General features: G+C 64.4%; 15 protein-coding genes. 9 read left to right on the top strand and 6 right to left on the bottom strand.

What is annotated here, in order from left to right:
- Positions 1–118: 118 nt before the first annotated feature.
- Positions 119–478, bottom strand: a complete 360-nt coding sequence (locus SLQ33_RS04025) for an Rv2640c family ArsR-like transcriptional regulator (protein ID WP_319452467.1) — start codon at positions 476–478, stop codon at positions 119–121.
- A 104-nt stretch (positions 479–582) separates the two neighbouring features.
- On the opposite strand from SLQ33_RS04025, the gene SLQ33_RS04030 reads away from it, so the two are divergent.
- From SLQ33_RS04030 to SLQ33_RS04050, 5 genes are all read left to right on the top strand, one after another.
- Entirely contained in the window at positions 583–1,059 is a 477-nt protein-coding gene (locus SLQ33_RS04030) for an ArsI/CadI family heavy metal resistance metalloenzyme (protein WP_319452468.1), read from the top strand.
- A 72-nt stretch (positions 1,060–1,131) separates the two neighbouring features.
- Positions 1,132–1,500, top strand: coding sequence for a metalloregulator ArsR/SmtB family transcription factor (locus SLQ33_RS04035; protein WP_319452469.1), 369 nt, complete (start codon positions 1,132–1,134; stop codon positions 1,498–1,500).
- Positions 1,501–2,262 (top strand): MIP/aquaporin family protein, encoded by a 762-nt coding sequence (locus tag SLQ33_RS04040; RefSeq protein ID WP_319452470.1) that lies wholly within the window; start codon positions 1,501–1,503, stop codon positions 2,260–2,262.
- Positions 2,259–2,927, top strand: coding sequence for an arsenate reductase ArsC (locus tag SLQ33_RS04045; protein ID WP_319452471.1), 669 nt, complete (start codon positions 2,259–2,261; stop codon positions 2,925–2,927). The genes SLQ33_RS04040 and SLQ33_RS04045 overlap by 4 nt, the downstream gene beginning before the upstream one ends.
- Before the next feature lie 11 nt (positions 2,928–2,938).
- Entirely contained in the window at positions 2,939–3,358 is a 420-nt protein-coding gene (locus SLQ33_RS04050) for a low molecular weight phosphatase family protein (protein ID WP_319452472.1), read from the top strand.
- A gap of 18 nt (positions 3,359–3,376) precedes the next feature.
- Here the strand turns inward: SLQ33_RS04050 and SLQ33_RS04055 are convergent, their stop codons facing one another.
- Together SLQ33_RS04055 and SLQ33_RS04060 are read right to left on the bottom strand one after the other, a co-directional pair.
- Positions 3,377–3,721 carry a heme-binding protein gene (locus SLQ33_RS04055; protein WP_319452473.1) on the bottom strand — a complete coding sequence of 115 codons (345 nt, stop codon included), beginning with the start codon at positions 3,719–3,721 and terminating at the stop codon, positions 3,377–3,379.
- 39 nt (positions 3,722–3,760) lie between these two features.
- Positions 3,761–4,066 carry a hypothetical protein gene (locus SLQ33_RS04060; protein WP_319452474.1) on the bottom strand — a complete coding sequence of 102 codons (306 nt, stop codon included), beginning with the start codon at positions 4,064–4,066 and terminating at the stop codon, positions 3,761–3,763.
- A 336-nt stretch (positions 4,067–4,402) separates the two neighbouring features.
- Between SLQ33_RS04060 and SLQ33_RS04065 the strand changes: the two genes are divergently transcribed.
- Genes SLQ33_RS04065 through SLQ33_RS04075 form a run of 3 tightly spaced genes read left to right on the top strand, consistent with a single transcriptional unit; the run spans position 4,403 to position 7,296 of the window.
- Positions 4,403–4,966 (top strand): hypothetical protein, encoded by a 564-nt coding sequence (locus SLQ33_RS04065; RefSeq protein WP_319452475.1) that lies wholly within the window; start codon positions 4,403–4,405, stop codon positions 4,964–4,966.
- On the top strand, positions 4,967–6,286 hold the full coding sequence (locus SLQ33_RS04070; RefSeq protein ID WP_319452476.1) for a peroxidase: 1,320 nt from the start codon (positions 4,967–4,969) through the stop codon (positions 6,284–6,286). It abuts the gene before it with no gap.
- An 8-nt stretch (positions 6,287–6,294) separates the two neighbouring features.
- A complete protein-coding gene (locus tag SLQ33_RS04075; RefSeq protein WP_319452477.1) occupies positions 6,295–7,296 on the top strand; it encodes a hypothetical protein in 1,002 nt (333 codons plus the stop codon).
- Between the two features lie 38 nt (positions 7,297–7,334).
- On the opposite strand, the gene SLQ33_RS04080 is transcribed toward SLQ33_RS04075, so the two are convergent.
- On the bottom strand, positions 7,335–8,642 hold the full coding sequence (locus SLQ33_RS04080) for an NtaA/DmoA family FMN-dependent monooxygenase (protein WP_319452478.1): 1,308 nt from the start codon (positions 8,640–8,642) through the stop codon (positions 7,335–7,337).
- A 227-nt stretch (positions 8,643–8,869) separates the two neighbouring features.
- On the opposite strand from SLQ33_RS04080, the gene SLQ33_RS04085 reads away from it, so the two are divergent.
- Entirely contained in the window at positions 8,870–10,720 is a 1,851-nt protein-coding gene (locus tag SLQ33_RS04085) for a sulfatase-like hydrolase/transferase (protein WP_319452479.1), read from the top strand.
- Positions 10,721–10,860: 140 nt separating this feature from the next.
- Here the strand turns inward: SLQ33_RS04085 and SLQ33_RS04090 are convergent, their stop codons facing one another.
- On the bottom strand, positions 10,861–11,373 hold the full coding sequence (locus SLQ33_RS04090) for a hypothetical protein (protein ID WP_319452480.1): 513 nt from the start codon (positions 11,371–11,373) through the stop codon (positions 10,861–10,863).
- 10 nt (positions 11,374–11,383) lie between these two features.
- A complete protein-coding gene (locus SLQ33_RS04095) occupies positions 11,384–12,877 on the bottom strand; it encodes an FGGY-family carbohydrate kinase (RefSeq protein WP_319452481.1) in 1,494 nt (497 codons plus the stop codon).
- Positions 12,878–12,898: the final 21 nt, after the last annotated feature.

Consider the following 12,898-nt stretch of genomic DNA (forward strand, 5'->3'; position numbering starts at 1 on the left):
ACGCAGTACGTTATTAACGCCAACCGTTATCACTCGGGCGTGTCGACAGGTTGTGCATAGGGGAGTCTCCGGGGCGAATTCGGCTGTCGGATCGCCTGTGCTGTCTGCTGAAAGTCGCTCAGCGGCAACAGTTTGGGTCGAGCACGGCACAAAGCGCCGCGAGGGCGTCACGGTGTGCTCGGTGGTAGACGTTCATGCCGCGTCGTTCGGATTCGACGAGGCCGGCCTTGCGCAACTGGGCGAGGTGGTGGCTGACGGTCGATTCGGTCAGGCCCAGCGCGGCCGCGAGGTCACCGCTGTTCTCCTCGCTGGCACTCGACCCGAAGAGGAACGACATGATCTTGACGCGGGCAGGATCGGCCAGCGCCTTGAGTCGCAACGCGACCTCGAGGGCAGCGTCGTTCGTCATCGGTCCGGCGGCGACCGGTGCGCAGCAGACCGGCGCCGTCATGTCGATCACGGGGAGTGTCTTAGGCACGGAACCCATCTTGCCAGAGATATTGACATATATCAAAAAGGTGGCATTCTGGGCGTTGACGCGTCAGTTCGATATATGTCTAACAGGTCTACCCGGAGGTCAACATGTCCCGTGTCCAACTCGCCCTCAACGTCGACGATCTCGACGAGGCGATCACGTTCTACTCCAAACTGTTCAACACCGAGCCGGCCAAGGTCAAGGAGGGCTACGCCAACTTCGCCGTCGCCGAGCCGCCGCTGAAGCTCGTACTGCTGCAGAACCCCGGCAAGGGCGGCACCATCAATCACCTCGGCGTCGAGGTGGGATCCAGCGAGCAAGTGCATGCCGAGATCGCCCGGCTCACCAGCGAAGGGCTGTTCACCGACGAGGAGCTCGGCACCACCTGTTGCTTCGCCACTCAGGACAAGGTCTGGGTGACCGGACCGGCAGGTGAAAAGTGGGAGGTCTACACCGTGCTGGCCGATTCCGAGACGTTTGGCTCCAGCCCGCAACACCTCGACACCGACACCACCGCTACAACGTGCTGCGGCGGGCAAGCCGCCGACGATCAAAAGTCCGCTGCCGGCGCTTCCTGCTGCTGACCGGTCGCACCGGCGCGCCAGTTCATCTGCTGTTGGCTTGTGCACTGATTCGATGACTGTCAATATCGATGGGTGTCGAAGTCACTAGAGTCGAGCGTGAACGACGCGTGCTGCGAGGTCGCCCCACTCGTCCGCGAACCTCTGTCGGCGGAAGCGGCGACCGAGCTGGCCGGCATGCTCAAGGCCTTGTCGGATCCGGTGCGGTTGCGGTTGCTCAGCGTGGTGGCCAGCCACGGCGGTGGCGAGGCGTGCGTGTGTGACATCTCGGCCGGAATCACGGTGGGCCAGCCAACGGTGTCGCATCACCTCAAGGTGCTGCGCAACGCCGGTCTGCTCGACTGCGAGCGACGCGGTTCCTGGGTCTACTACCGCGTGATTCCCGAAGCGCTACAACAACTCTCCGCGCTGCTCGGCACCGACAACCTGATCGGGAGCCGCTAGATGGACGCGGTGTCGTTGCCGCGCCGACTGCTGGCCGAATTCACCGGCACCGCCCTGTTGGTCACGGTCGTGGTGGGCTCGGGAATCGCCGCCGCTCAACTGTCACCCGACGACGTCGGCCTCCAGCTGCTGGAGAACTCGACCGCCACCGTGTTCGGCCTGGCGGTGCTGATTCTGATGTTCGGCCCGGTTTCCGGTGCCCACTTCAACCCCGTCGTCACGGCTGCGGACTGGCTGCTGGGACGACGGTCGGGCACCGGGATCGGGGCCGGAGACGCAGCTGCCTACTCCGTCGTGCAGGTGATCGGCGCCGTCGCCGGTGCCTGGTTGGCCAACGTGATGTTCGACCGGCAGGTGTTCGAGTTTTCCGTCAAGGACCGCATCACGACCGGTCACCTCGTCGGGGAGCTCGTCGCCACCGCCGGGCTCATCGCGCTGATCTTCACGCTGGCCCGGACCGGCCGGGCAGCGCTGTCGGCGGCCGCGGTCGGCGCCTACATCGGTGCGGCCTACTGGTTCACCAGCTCGACGTCGTTCGCCAATCCCGCCGTCACGGTGGGACGCATGTTCTCCGACACCTTCGCCGGCATCGCACCCGGCTCGGCGCCCGGCTTCATCGGGGCCCAAATCGTCGGCGCGCTCATCGGTTTGGCCTTGATCGTCGCGCTCTACCCCGATGCCGCCGCCAACGCCGACGACGTCGTAGTCCCCCACCCGCATCCGGCCCATCACGTCGACGTCGACCACAGGAGCGCGAAATGACCGACAGCCCAGTCACCCACCATCTGCGAGGCGACCTGTCCATCGACCAACAGTTGGCACTGCGGACCGCCTCGACGCGACTGGAAAGGGAATTCGACGGCAGCTTCGGAGTCGAGACCATCGAACGCTTCCTGCACTCGTCCTACGACCAATTCGCAGGCCGCGCAACCGTGCCCAACTTCCTGCCCCTGCTGGCCGAACGCTTCGCCCGCCAACGCCTTTACGCCCTGGCCCGCGTCGAGGGCAAGATCACCGACGGCAAACCCACCGTGCTGTTCCTGTGCACCCACAATGCCGGCCGCTCGCAGATGGCGCTCGGATTCTTCACCCACCTCGCCGGAGACAACGGGGTGGCCTGGTCCGGAGGTTCGGAACCCGGAAACGAAGTCAACCCCTCAGCCATCGAGGCCATGGCCGAGGTCGGCATCGACATCACCGGCGAGTACCCCAAACCCTGGACCGACGAAATCGTGCAAGCCGCCGACGTCGTGGTCACCATGGGCTGCGGCGACGCCTGCCCCATCTTTCCCGGCAAGCGCTACGAGAACTGGGAACTCCCCGACCCGGCCGGCCAATCCGTCGACGCCGTTCGCCCGATCCGCGACGACATCGAAGAACGAGTCCGCCGGCTCCTGGCCGACCTCAACGTCGCCGCCGCCAACTGACAAGAGCCGCAATGAATCAGCAGCGCTCCGTGCTGTTCGTCTGCGTCAAGAACGCCGGAAAATCACAAATGGCCGCAGGGCTGATGCGCAAGCTCGCCGGCGATACCATGCAGGTCCATTCGGCCGGCACCAAGCCCGGCGACGCTCTGAACGACTTGTCGGCGCAGGTCCTCGCGGACGCGGGTGTCGACATCAGCAGTGAGAAGCCCAAACTCATCGACCCGCAACTCGTGCGCGACGTCGACGTCGTCGTCACACTGGGTAGAGAAGCCCACGTCGACCCCGTCCCTGGCACCCGCTTCGAAAACTGGGACACCGACGAGCCCTCCGAACGCGGCATCGACGGCATCGAGCGCATGCGCCTGGTGCGCGACGACATCGCCGCCCGAGTCGCGGACCTCTACAACCGCCTCAACGGGCACTCGGCGTAAGGCGCGGCGTTTCGACCGCTAGCCCATCGGCCCGTCGGGAACGGGCGCATTGCAGCGATCCCGGAAGTCGGCTGCGGGCTGCCTAACTGCCATTATCTCGTCCCGCACCTGAGGGTTGGCGTCGGCGTACGCGGCGATGTCCGTGCGCATCTGATCCTTGGACATACCCTTGAGGCTGGTGAAGAAGTTGTTCACGTCGGGATGGGTGAACAGATACGACGACATCCCGGCGTTCACCCCGGACATGACGCCGGCGAGGTCGGCGGCCGTGCAGTTCGGCGGATCGGCGGCAGCCGTAGCTGCCGAACCGATGAGCGTCGCACCAGCGATCACGCCGGCGCCGATGAGGCTACGCAACAACATTTGAGGCTCCTTGATTCGAGTGGATGGTTGAGGAAGTGCTCATCGGGGTCCGATTCCGCCGCCTCCGCCGCCCCCGCCCCCGCCGCCGGGTCGGCCCGGTCGTCCAGGCAGGATCACGTCGACGTCCCAGCCGTCGTCGCAATACCAGGGGTCGGCGCAGTAGGAGGGGTAGTACGGCCCGGCCGAAGGGGGTGTCGGGCCGCCGCCGCGGACCTCCCCCTGCGCACACACCGTTGCATAACCTGCGCCGGAGCAATCCGCCGACGCAGGCGATGCGACGGTCACGCCGACGGGCATTAGTGCCGCGGCTAGCCCCAATATCAGGTAGCGCTGTCTTGATCGCACGGCTGCCCCCTCCTCAAAGTTGGCTCCGCCGTGGTCGACGCCTCGACCACACACCGGAACCTGTATGTGCGCAGCGTAGGTCGCCACCCCCGCGTGCATAGGAGATTCACAATTTCATGACCGACGGAAAAGATTCGCTCAGCGGCTAAGTTCGAGCGACGGAATCCCGAGCCTTGTTGGCACTAAGCATTAGTGGATCTACATGTGGTTTACCTACCCTAACCAGCGGCTTCAGGGCGTCCGGCGAATATCTCCATCCCCGCCGTCAAATACGCAATGACGCCAACTCGTCGGTGCTATTGTCCGCTCACGCCAGTCGGAAATTGGGGGCGCGATATGGCTACGAACGATGACCGCGACTGGACCAAACCCGCGGCGATGGCGATCCCGAAAGAGGGCTACTTCGAGCTCGAACGCGGACGGTACGGTCCAGTTTTTCCACGGACACCGGCCTGCTACGGGTTCTCGATCATCGCGAAGGTCAAGGAGGGTCGCGAGGACGCGATCCGAGAACACGGCAAGACCATCCAAGCAGCGATCACCGACTCGCCGGAGTTCCTCGCCCCCCTACGACTGCACTACCTCCGCTGGCTGCTGTTCGACATCGGCGATGGCTTGACCTTTCAGTACCAGGGCATCTTTGACACCGATTTCGACAAGTACACCGAGGACGCGGTACAGCTGTTCGGCCAGAGCGGCATCAACACCGTGTTCACCAATCTCGAGGGCTTCCCGGATGATTGGAAGGAGAACCCCGACTCATTCGTGACGTTCGTCCGCGAGCATCACTACCCCAGTTTCCTGGAGTACGGCGAGTACCCGTACGTGACGGCGGATGAGGTCAAGAAGGCGCTGCGGCTCAAGGATGCCTTCTCGACCATGCTCGACCAGATGCAGTAGATGCTCGAGTTCGACGACATCCAGCACATCCTGCTGACCCGCACTCCCGCGATCACGGGACGCTACGAGTTCCTGTCGTTCGACACGCCCGCAGGTGGCCGCGCGTGGCTGACCGAGTTGCTCGACAAGGTCCAGTCGGCGACGGATGCGCAGGCCACGATGGACAGCTCGGATCGCTGGATCACGTTGGCGTTCACGGGGAATGGCCTTCGCGCGCTGGGCGTGCCCGAGGAATCCCTTGCGACCTTTCCAGACGAGTTCCGCGAGGGCATGGCGGCACGTGCGGACATCCTCGGCGACACCGGCACCAACGCTCCCGAACATTGGGTCGGTGGCCTAGCAGACGACGACGTACACGCCATCGCGATCCTGTTCTCACGCACGGACGAGCAGTGCAAGCGTTCCATCGAGGAACACGACAAGCTGCTCGCGCGCACCGAAGGCGTGCGATCGGTGTCCTACCTCGACCTCAATGCGTCGCCGCCGTTCAATTACGCCCACGACCACTTCGGATTCCGCGATCGGTTGTCCCAGCCGGTGATGAAGGGATCCGGCGAGGAGCCAACCCCCGGCTCGGGTGCGGCGCTGGAACCCGGCGAGTTCATCCTCGGGTATCCCGACGAAGAGGGACCGGTGGCCAATCTGCCTGAGCCCGAGGTGTTGTCGCGCAATGGCAGCTTCATGGCGTATCGCCGGCTGCAGGAACACGTCGGGGCGTTCCGCGACTACCTGCGCGAGAATGCCGATACGCCGGACGGCCAGGAACTGCTCGCCGCGAAGTTCATGGGCAGATGGCGTAGCGGCGCGCCTCTCGTACTCGCACCGGACAAGGACGATCCCGAATTGGGCGCAGATCCGATGCGCAACAACGACTACAACTACAAGGAGATGGACCCGTTCGGCTACGCGTGCCCGCTGGGATCGCATGCACGCAGGCTCAATCCGCGCGACACCGCGCACAACATGAACCGCCGACGGATGATTCGGCGCGGTGCGACCTACGGACCCGCGCTGCCGGACGACGCACCCGACGACGGCGTGGACCGCGGTATCGCAGCGTTCATCATCTGCGCCGACCTGATCCGGCAGTTCGAGTTCGCCCAGAACGTGTGGATCAACGACAAGACCTTCCACGAACTCGGCAACGAGCACGACCCAATCTGCGGAACTCAGGACGGCACACTGGATTTCACCGTCCCCAAACGCCCCATCCGCAAAGTGCACAAGGGAATACCGGCATTCACGACGCTGCAGGGCGGAGCGTACTTCTTCCTGCCAGGGCTCAACGCACTGCGCCATCTCGCCACGCTCGGCAACTAGGGAACACCATGCGCGCTCGCACCTACAACCAGAACCACATCGCCCGGCCGCACAGCGGAGGCCGGCGCATCAGCATCTATTGGACGTGGAGTTATCCCTGGGAAGCACAACGGGATCCGGCCTCGATGGAGAACCGCTTCTCGACGATGACCGAGGTGCGCAACGTCCTGTGGCCCTCCTACGAGACGCCGGAGTACGACGTCGCGAGTTTTCTGCAGGGCATCGCCGGCACGTTGGAGCTCTTCCACCGGTCCTCATTGGCCTTCCAGGAGTTGGCCGAGGAGGCCACCGGGCACCCGGTAGCGATTTTCCAGCGCATCGACCAGGCCGGCTACAAACTCCCGATCGACGAACGGATCCTGGCCGATACCGACACGCTGATGGTGTTCGGACTCGATCACCTCCTGGCCCAGCAGGAAGCCGCACCCGAGGAGATCGCGGCAATCACCGAATGGCTCAAGCGGGAGGGCACCTGCCTGCTGCTGGCGCCGCATCACGACGTCGGATTCACCGACGACTACAGCCAACGACAGGTCGAGTACGAACACCACGGCGACCGACTCGTCCCTCGCCAACAACGCTTCAGTCAATACACCCGCTCACTGATGAAGGCGCTCGACGTACCCGTGAAGAACATCTGGGGGCTGCGACCCGCCGTCGTCGAAGGCACCAAGGAGATCGCACCTCTGACCGGCTTCCGCGACCTCGACGCACCGCGACTGCTCGACGACGTCACCACCTTCAACTTCCACCCGCACTTGCCGCACTACGAACTCACCGCTCCCGAAAGCGACACGCTACGAGTGCTCGGACGCCAGCGCGTCGACCCGAACAGGCCGCATCCGTTCACCGCGGAAGGCAACACCGAGTTCAACGCGCTGATCTGGATGCCTCCCAGCGGTCAGCGCGCGGGTGACATCGTGCTCATTGACTCCACGCACTTCACCACGCTGTTCGGCGGCACCGACAGCCTGCGCAACCTTTGGCACAACCTGGCGACGATGAAGTAGCACAGTCAGCGGCTTACGGTGGTGCCCGCCAATCCGGCTCAGAACGCCCGCAGGTTGTCCCGCAACAGGGCGTGTGAGTAGCTCGTCCGGGTCAGACCCCTCGCCTGCAGCGCCGGCACCAGCCCGTCGCAGATCTCGATGATCCTGTGACGCGTCAGCGAGCCGCCATCCCCTGGGATCAGGAAGCCGTCGCCGCCGACCTCTTCCATCGCCGCCGCCATGATGTCGGCGACCTGGTCCGGCGTACCGACGGCCTCGAAGGAGGTGGCGCCGCCTCCCGATTGGGCCTGCATGCACTGGCGCAGCGTCTTGCCGGTTCCCCACTGGGCAAACCCAGCGAGTGATCCCTGTTCGCCGCGCGTGACGAAGTAAGGGACCGGCTCGTCAAGATCCATCTTGGTGAAGTCCGCGTAGAAGTTCGAGCTCAACGCCTTGAGACGTGCCGGGATCTCCTCCTCGCTCATCGGCTTGATCTTGGCTCGTGCCTCCGCCTCGGTCTCGCCGAGGATCGGGGAGAACAGGAACATCACCTTCACGTCATCAGGATCGCGCCCAGCGGCGGCGGCCTGCTTGCGGATGTCCGCTCGGTACTCCTTCATCCCCTCGACTCCAGTCGCCCAGGCGATGATCGCATCAGCGTGGTTGGCGGCGAAGGCCCGCCCCGCGGGGGACCCCCCGGCTTGCAGGTAGACGGGGCGCCCCTGCGGTGAGCGGACGCACGTCAGGGGACCCCGCGACTTGAAGTGCTTGCCGACGAAGTCGACGTCATGGACCTTGCTGGGATCGATGTAGATCCCCTTCTCGCGATCGCGCACGATCGCTCCCGGTTCCCAGCTGTCGCACAGTGCGTTCACGAGCTCCACGAACTCGTCGGCGATCTCATAGCGCAAATCGTGCTCCGGCATCGCATCGAGGCCGTAGTTCTGGGCCGCTTCGTCCTTGGCGCTGGTGACCACGTTCCAGCCGAAGCGCCCACTCGTGAGCGAGTCCATAGTGGACGCCAGGCGCGCCAACGCATACGGGTGGTAGAACGTCGTGGACATCGTCGCGACGATGCCGAGTTGCCGGGTCAGCGCGCCGATCTTCGCGGCCAGCGGCACCGGATCCTGTTTCGGACAGGAGTCTCCGTTCTCCAGGGCGCGAGCCGTGGTGCCTTCCAGACCGCGCGGGATCCCGACGGTGTCTTCCAGGATCAGGAAGTCGAAGCAGGCCCGCTCGAGCGCCTGGGCCAGCTCGACGTAGAAGTCCCCTGTGAACGGAACCCCCTCCGACAGCGTGTACGGAGTCGTCCACTCGTTGGCCTGGAACGTCTGGAACCATCCGAGGTGGAACGGTTTTGCTGGCATCTGTCCTCATCAACGAGATTGAACTGTCAGCGAAATCCAATCGCGGCACCGTGTCGATCATGTATCCCCCGTGTCTCGCTCGAATTAGGCCGCATAGGTCGCGAGTCACGTCACAGGTCGCAGCATTTAGAACTACGCTTCAGCTCGACGGATCGGGTTGGCCTGTCGGGGGGACGTCGTAATGGTCATGACCGCACTTTCCGGTTGCCGGACACGGTGACCGTCAAATGACCGAGCAACCCGACGCTCCGACGACGCCTCCCCCGGACCCGGTCGAGCCGGGCGCAGGGCGGTTGAGTCGACGTCACTTGCTCGGCGGCGCTGGGCTGCTCGGTCTCGGTGCCGCTGCGGGCGCCGTGGCCGCCACCGCATTACAGGGCGACGGCCCCGACGTCACCGGGCGGCAGCAGGGCGCCACCCAGGTCCCCCGCGACCAGCCAGTGCCCCAAGCCCCCGGCACTCCTCGGCCGCCGAACCAGCCACTGAACATCATCCTGATCATTCGCGATCAAACGCGGTTCGACTTGCCTGCCGCCGCGGGCTACACCACTCCAGCCCTGGATCGCCTTGCTCAGCAAGGGATTACCTTTCGGAACCACTACATCGCCTCGGCGATGTGTACGCCCTCGCGAGCAGCGTTTTACAGCGGGCATCCGCCGCAAGTGAACGGCGTCTTCGACCAGATGGAGACCGGCTGGGTGCCGGACTTGCGGCTCGACCAGCCCAACATGGGTTCGATGATGAAGAAGCTCGGCTACCAGACCGCATTCTTCGGCAAGTGGGAAATGGAAGCGGACATCATCCCTCCCAAGCCGACGGTCAACTACAGCGAAGCGCTCCAGCCCTATGGATTCGACGTCTACCAACCCGACGGCGACAAACCTGGCGCGCCCAACCAGGGCTATGACACCGATGTGTACACGGCCAGCGAAGGCGTCCGCTGGCTGCGTGGGAATGTGCCCAGGCTGCGCGAATCCAATCAGCCCTTCTTCTTGGTCATGAGCTACCTGAACCCGCACGACATCATGTACGCCGACGCCAATGTCCCGGGAACACCTCAAGTGCAGCAGGCCATTTCGAAGGATGCGATCGTCACTCCGCCGCAGAATTCGCTCTACAGCCAGCGCTGGAACACCGCTCCCTCACCGACACTGCAGGAGTCGCTGTCGGCGCCGGGCATGCCACCGGCGTTGGGCGAATACAACACCGGGTGGGAGGGCGTCCTTGGCGCCATCCCTACGAACCGCCCCGACATGTGGCAAGTCTTCAATGACTACTACCTGAACATGATTCGTGACACGGACCTCAGCCTGCAACAACTCGAGGACGGCCTCGACGAGCTCGGCCTATGGGAAGAGACGGTCGTGATCTTCACCGCCGATCACGGCGAGATGGCCGGTGATCACGGCGGCATCCGGGGCAAGGGACCGATGGCGTACGAGGGCAACTCCCATGTGCCGTTGATCGTGGTCCATCCCGACTACGCCCGGGGCCAATCGTCGGAGGTCGTCACCAGCCACCTGGATCTCATGCCGTCGCTGCCCGGGCTCGCGGGGCTGCCCGAGGACCAGCGCCGCGAAGCGGTCAAGGGATTGCCCGGCCACGACTTTTCCGGGGTGCTCGCCACGGCCGATACCGCGAGTCCGCAAGCCGTCCGCCCCGGCGCCTTGTTCAACTACGTCGGCCCGCTCACCATCGACGCGGACTATTGCGTGGCAGGGATGAAGGAACTGCTTCAGAACAAACCGGCGCCGCCGTTGACGGAGCTTCAATCGAAGCTCAATAGACGGGGATTCATGTGTTTCGCGTTTGACGGGCAGTACAAGTTCGCGCGCTACTACGCGCCGGCCAACTTCAATACGCCGACAACGATGGAAGAAATACTGCGGGACAACGACGTCCAGCTCTTCGATCTGAGGAGCGATCCGCTCGAGACGAGCAATCTCGCCCTGGACCCAGAGAAGAACAAGGACCTCATCCTGCGCATGAACGCCCTGCTGAACGAACTCATGGCTGATGAAGTGGGCAAGAACGACGGTAGTTTTCTGCCGCAGGAGATTCGCCCCAAACCGCAGTGAGCCAACACGCCCAGACGAAGGTTCCTGGCACAGTGCATGTCGGTAACGCCTTCTTCAGTTGAGTGAGGAACAGGCACGCGCAGCCGCCAGTGACCAGACGACGCTGAAGAGGGCGCCGGCGGCGTAGCGCCAGCTGAGGGTTACGGTTCTACGCCCAGATCGACACGAATCACCTGCTGGATACCCGGCTGGTCGGTGACGGGTTGTGACGCGACGGGGCCGAATGTGGGACTCACCTCGCCCTCCGCGCCGGCGAACTGCACGTTGAAAACGGGTAGGACGGGCGCGCTTGTGATATATAACACCTCGCAATTCCCCCCACTCAGCCTCGACCGGTAGTGTTGGCCCACAGCCACTTTGGGGGTTTCGGACGACTCTGGAGACCCTTCCGAGAGGAAGACCCAGGAACCTCGTCGAATAGTCGCAAGGTTCCCCGTACCGACGCACTGGTCGGCATCCACTGTCGCCGTGAAGGATTTGTGCATCACGACATACACAGCGGTACTCACATTGCCTGCAACATCGGGCGGAGCTGCCGATGCCTGCGCTATCGGTGTCAGGATCAAGAGTGCTACAGCGATGGCGGCCCGCACGAGCATGTGACGGCGGCGCAGGTGCTGAGCCGCGCGGCGCAGCTTGTTGTCGGCACTCATGGTTTTTCAGTCATATTGTCTCTCGTACCTTCTTCAGCGCGGCATAGAGCTCGCGATATTGGGGATTGAACGCCTCATAACGCTGGGCGTTGGCGGCGTCGGGCTCGATGGTGCGCGCCGTCCGCACCATGGCCTCGGCGCCTTCCTCGATGCTGCCGAAGCGCTCGGCGCCATGGGCGGCCAGGATCGCGCAGCCGAGGGCAGGGGCGTCCGACACCTCGGTCAGCGCCAGCGGCGCGCCGATCGTGTCTGCGTGGATCTGCAGCCAGAGCGGCGATTGCGTCGCACCGCCGGCCACCACGATGCGGTTGGGCGTGAAGGCCGCGCCGAAGTTCTCGACGATCAGCTTGGTGCCGAGGCAGATGCCTTCCATGATCGCGCGATAGACGTGCGCCGGCGTGTGCTTCAAAGTCAGCCCGGTGATCGCCCCGCGCGACAGGGCGTCGGTGTAGGGCGTGCGGTTGCCCTGGAAGTGGTCCAGCACCAGCAGGCCTTCACAGCCGGGCTCGATCTGTGCCGCTTCGTCATCCAGCGCATCGAGCGTGGTGTTCGGCGCGAAGTGGCGCTTGAACCAGGCGATGACCGATCCGGTTGAGGTCTGGCCGCCTTCGATCACCGGCTTGTCGGGATAGACGGCGTCCATGTAGGTGCCCCAGATGCCGGGTCCGTGGACCTCGCGCGCGGCGATGCCGAGATGCAGGTGCGATGAGCCGGTGATGAGCGCCATCTCGCCCGGCTCGGTGACGCCGAGGCCGATCACGCCAATGAAGGCATCGGCGCCGCCTTGCACCACCGGAATGCCGGACTTGAGGCCGAGATGCTCAGCCGCGGATTTGGTGAGGGAGTCGATGACGTCGCCGGGCCTCACGATCGCCGGCGGCCATTTTTGTTCGAGCTCGGCAAGATCGAGCTTCCCGAGTAGCGACAGCGGCAAGCCGCCTTCGCGGCTCTGATAGTGCCAGCGCGCCGACGTGTTGTTGAGCGAGGCGACCCAGCGGCCGGTCAAGCGCCAGTTGATGTAGTCCTGATACTCGCAGATGCGCGCGGCTCGGCTGAACAGCTCCGGCTGGTTGCGTTTCATCCACAGGGATTTCGGGATCATCCACTCGGCGGAGACCGGTCCTCTGCCGTCACTGTTGATGCGCAGGGCGGGATCGCCAGTGGCAGCGACATCGGCGGCTTCGGCGGCCGAGCGCACATCCATCCAGATCATGGCGGGGCGCAGCGGCGTGCCCTCTGCATCCACCGCGACGACTGAGCAGCACGTGGTGTCGATGCACAACGCGATCACCTGATCGGCGGAAATACCGGAAGCTTTGAGCGCGCCACGCACTGCTTCGCCGAGGCAGCGCCACCAATCCTCCGGGTTCTGCTCCGCCCAACCCGGCTTCGGGAACTGGGTCTGATAGGCGCTGGCGTGCGAGCCCGTGGGCCGGCCGTCCAGGTCGAACACGATCGCCCGGATGCTCTCCGTCCCGCCGTCGATGCCCAACAGATAGGCCATGCAATCCCCGACTTTCTGGTC

It is taken from the genome of Mycobacterium sp. RTGN6 (genome assembly GCF_033804605.1).
Taxonomy (GTDB): Bacteria; Actinomycetota; Actinomycetes; order Mycobacteriales; family Mycobacteriaceae; genus Mycobacterium.

Bases quoted from the DNA above. Each gene is read 5' to 3' on its own strand.
- SLQ33_RS04030 (WP_319452468.1), top strand. From the start codon at position 583: ATGTCCCGTGTCCAACTCGCCCTCAACGTCGACGATCTCGACGAGGCG.
- SLQ33_RS04040 (WP_319452470.1), top strand. From the start codon at position 1,501: ATGGACGCGGTGTCGTTGCCGCGCCGACTGCTGGCCGAATTCACCGGC.
- SLQ33_RS04045 (WP_319452471.1), top strand. From the start codon at position 2,259: ATGACCGACAGCCCAGTCACCCACCATCTGCGAGGCGACCTGTCCATC.
- SLQ33_RS04050 (WP_319452472.1), top strand. From the start codon at position 2,939: ATGAATCAGCAGCGCTCCGTGCTGTTCGTCTGCGTCAAGAACGCCGGA.
- SLQ33_RS04055 (WP_319452473.1), bottom strand. From the start codon at position 3,721: ATGTTGTTGCGTAGCCTCATCGGCGCCGGCGTGATCGCTGGTGCGACG.
- SLQ33_RS04065 (WP_319452475.1), top strand. From the start codon at position 4,403: ATGGCTACGAACGATGACCGCGACTGGACCAAACCCGCGGCGATGGCG.
- SLQ33_RS04070 (WP_319452476.1), top strand. From the start codon at position 4,967: ATGCTCGAGTTCGACGACATCCAGCACATCCTGCTGACCCGCACTCCC.
- SLQ33_RS04075 (WP_319452477.1), top strand. From the start codon at position 6,295: ATGCGCGCTCGCACCTACAACCAGAACCACATCGCCCGGCCGCACAGC.
- SLQ33_RS04080 (WP_319452478.1), bottom strand. From the start codon at position 8,642: ATGCCAGCAAAACCGTTCCACCTCGGATGGTTCCAGACGTTCCAGGCC.
- SLQ33_RS04085 (WP_319452479.1), top strand. From the start codon at position 8,870: ATGACCGAGCAACCCGACGCTCCGACGACGCCTCCCCCGGACCCGGTC.
- SLQ33_RS04090 (WP_319452480.1), bottom strand. From the start codon at position 11,373: ATGAGTGCCGACAACAAGCTGCGCCGCGCGGCTCAGCACCTGCGCCGC.
- SLQ33_RS04095 (WP_319452481.1), bottom strand. From the start codon at position 12,877: ATGGCCTATCTGTTGGGCATCGACGGCGGGACGGAGAGCATCCGGGCG.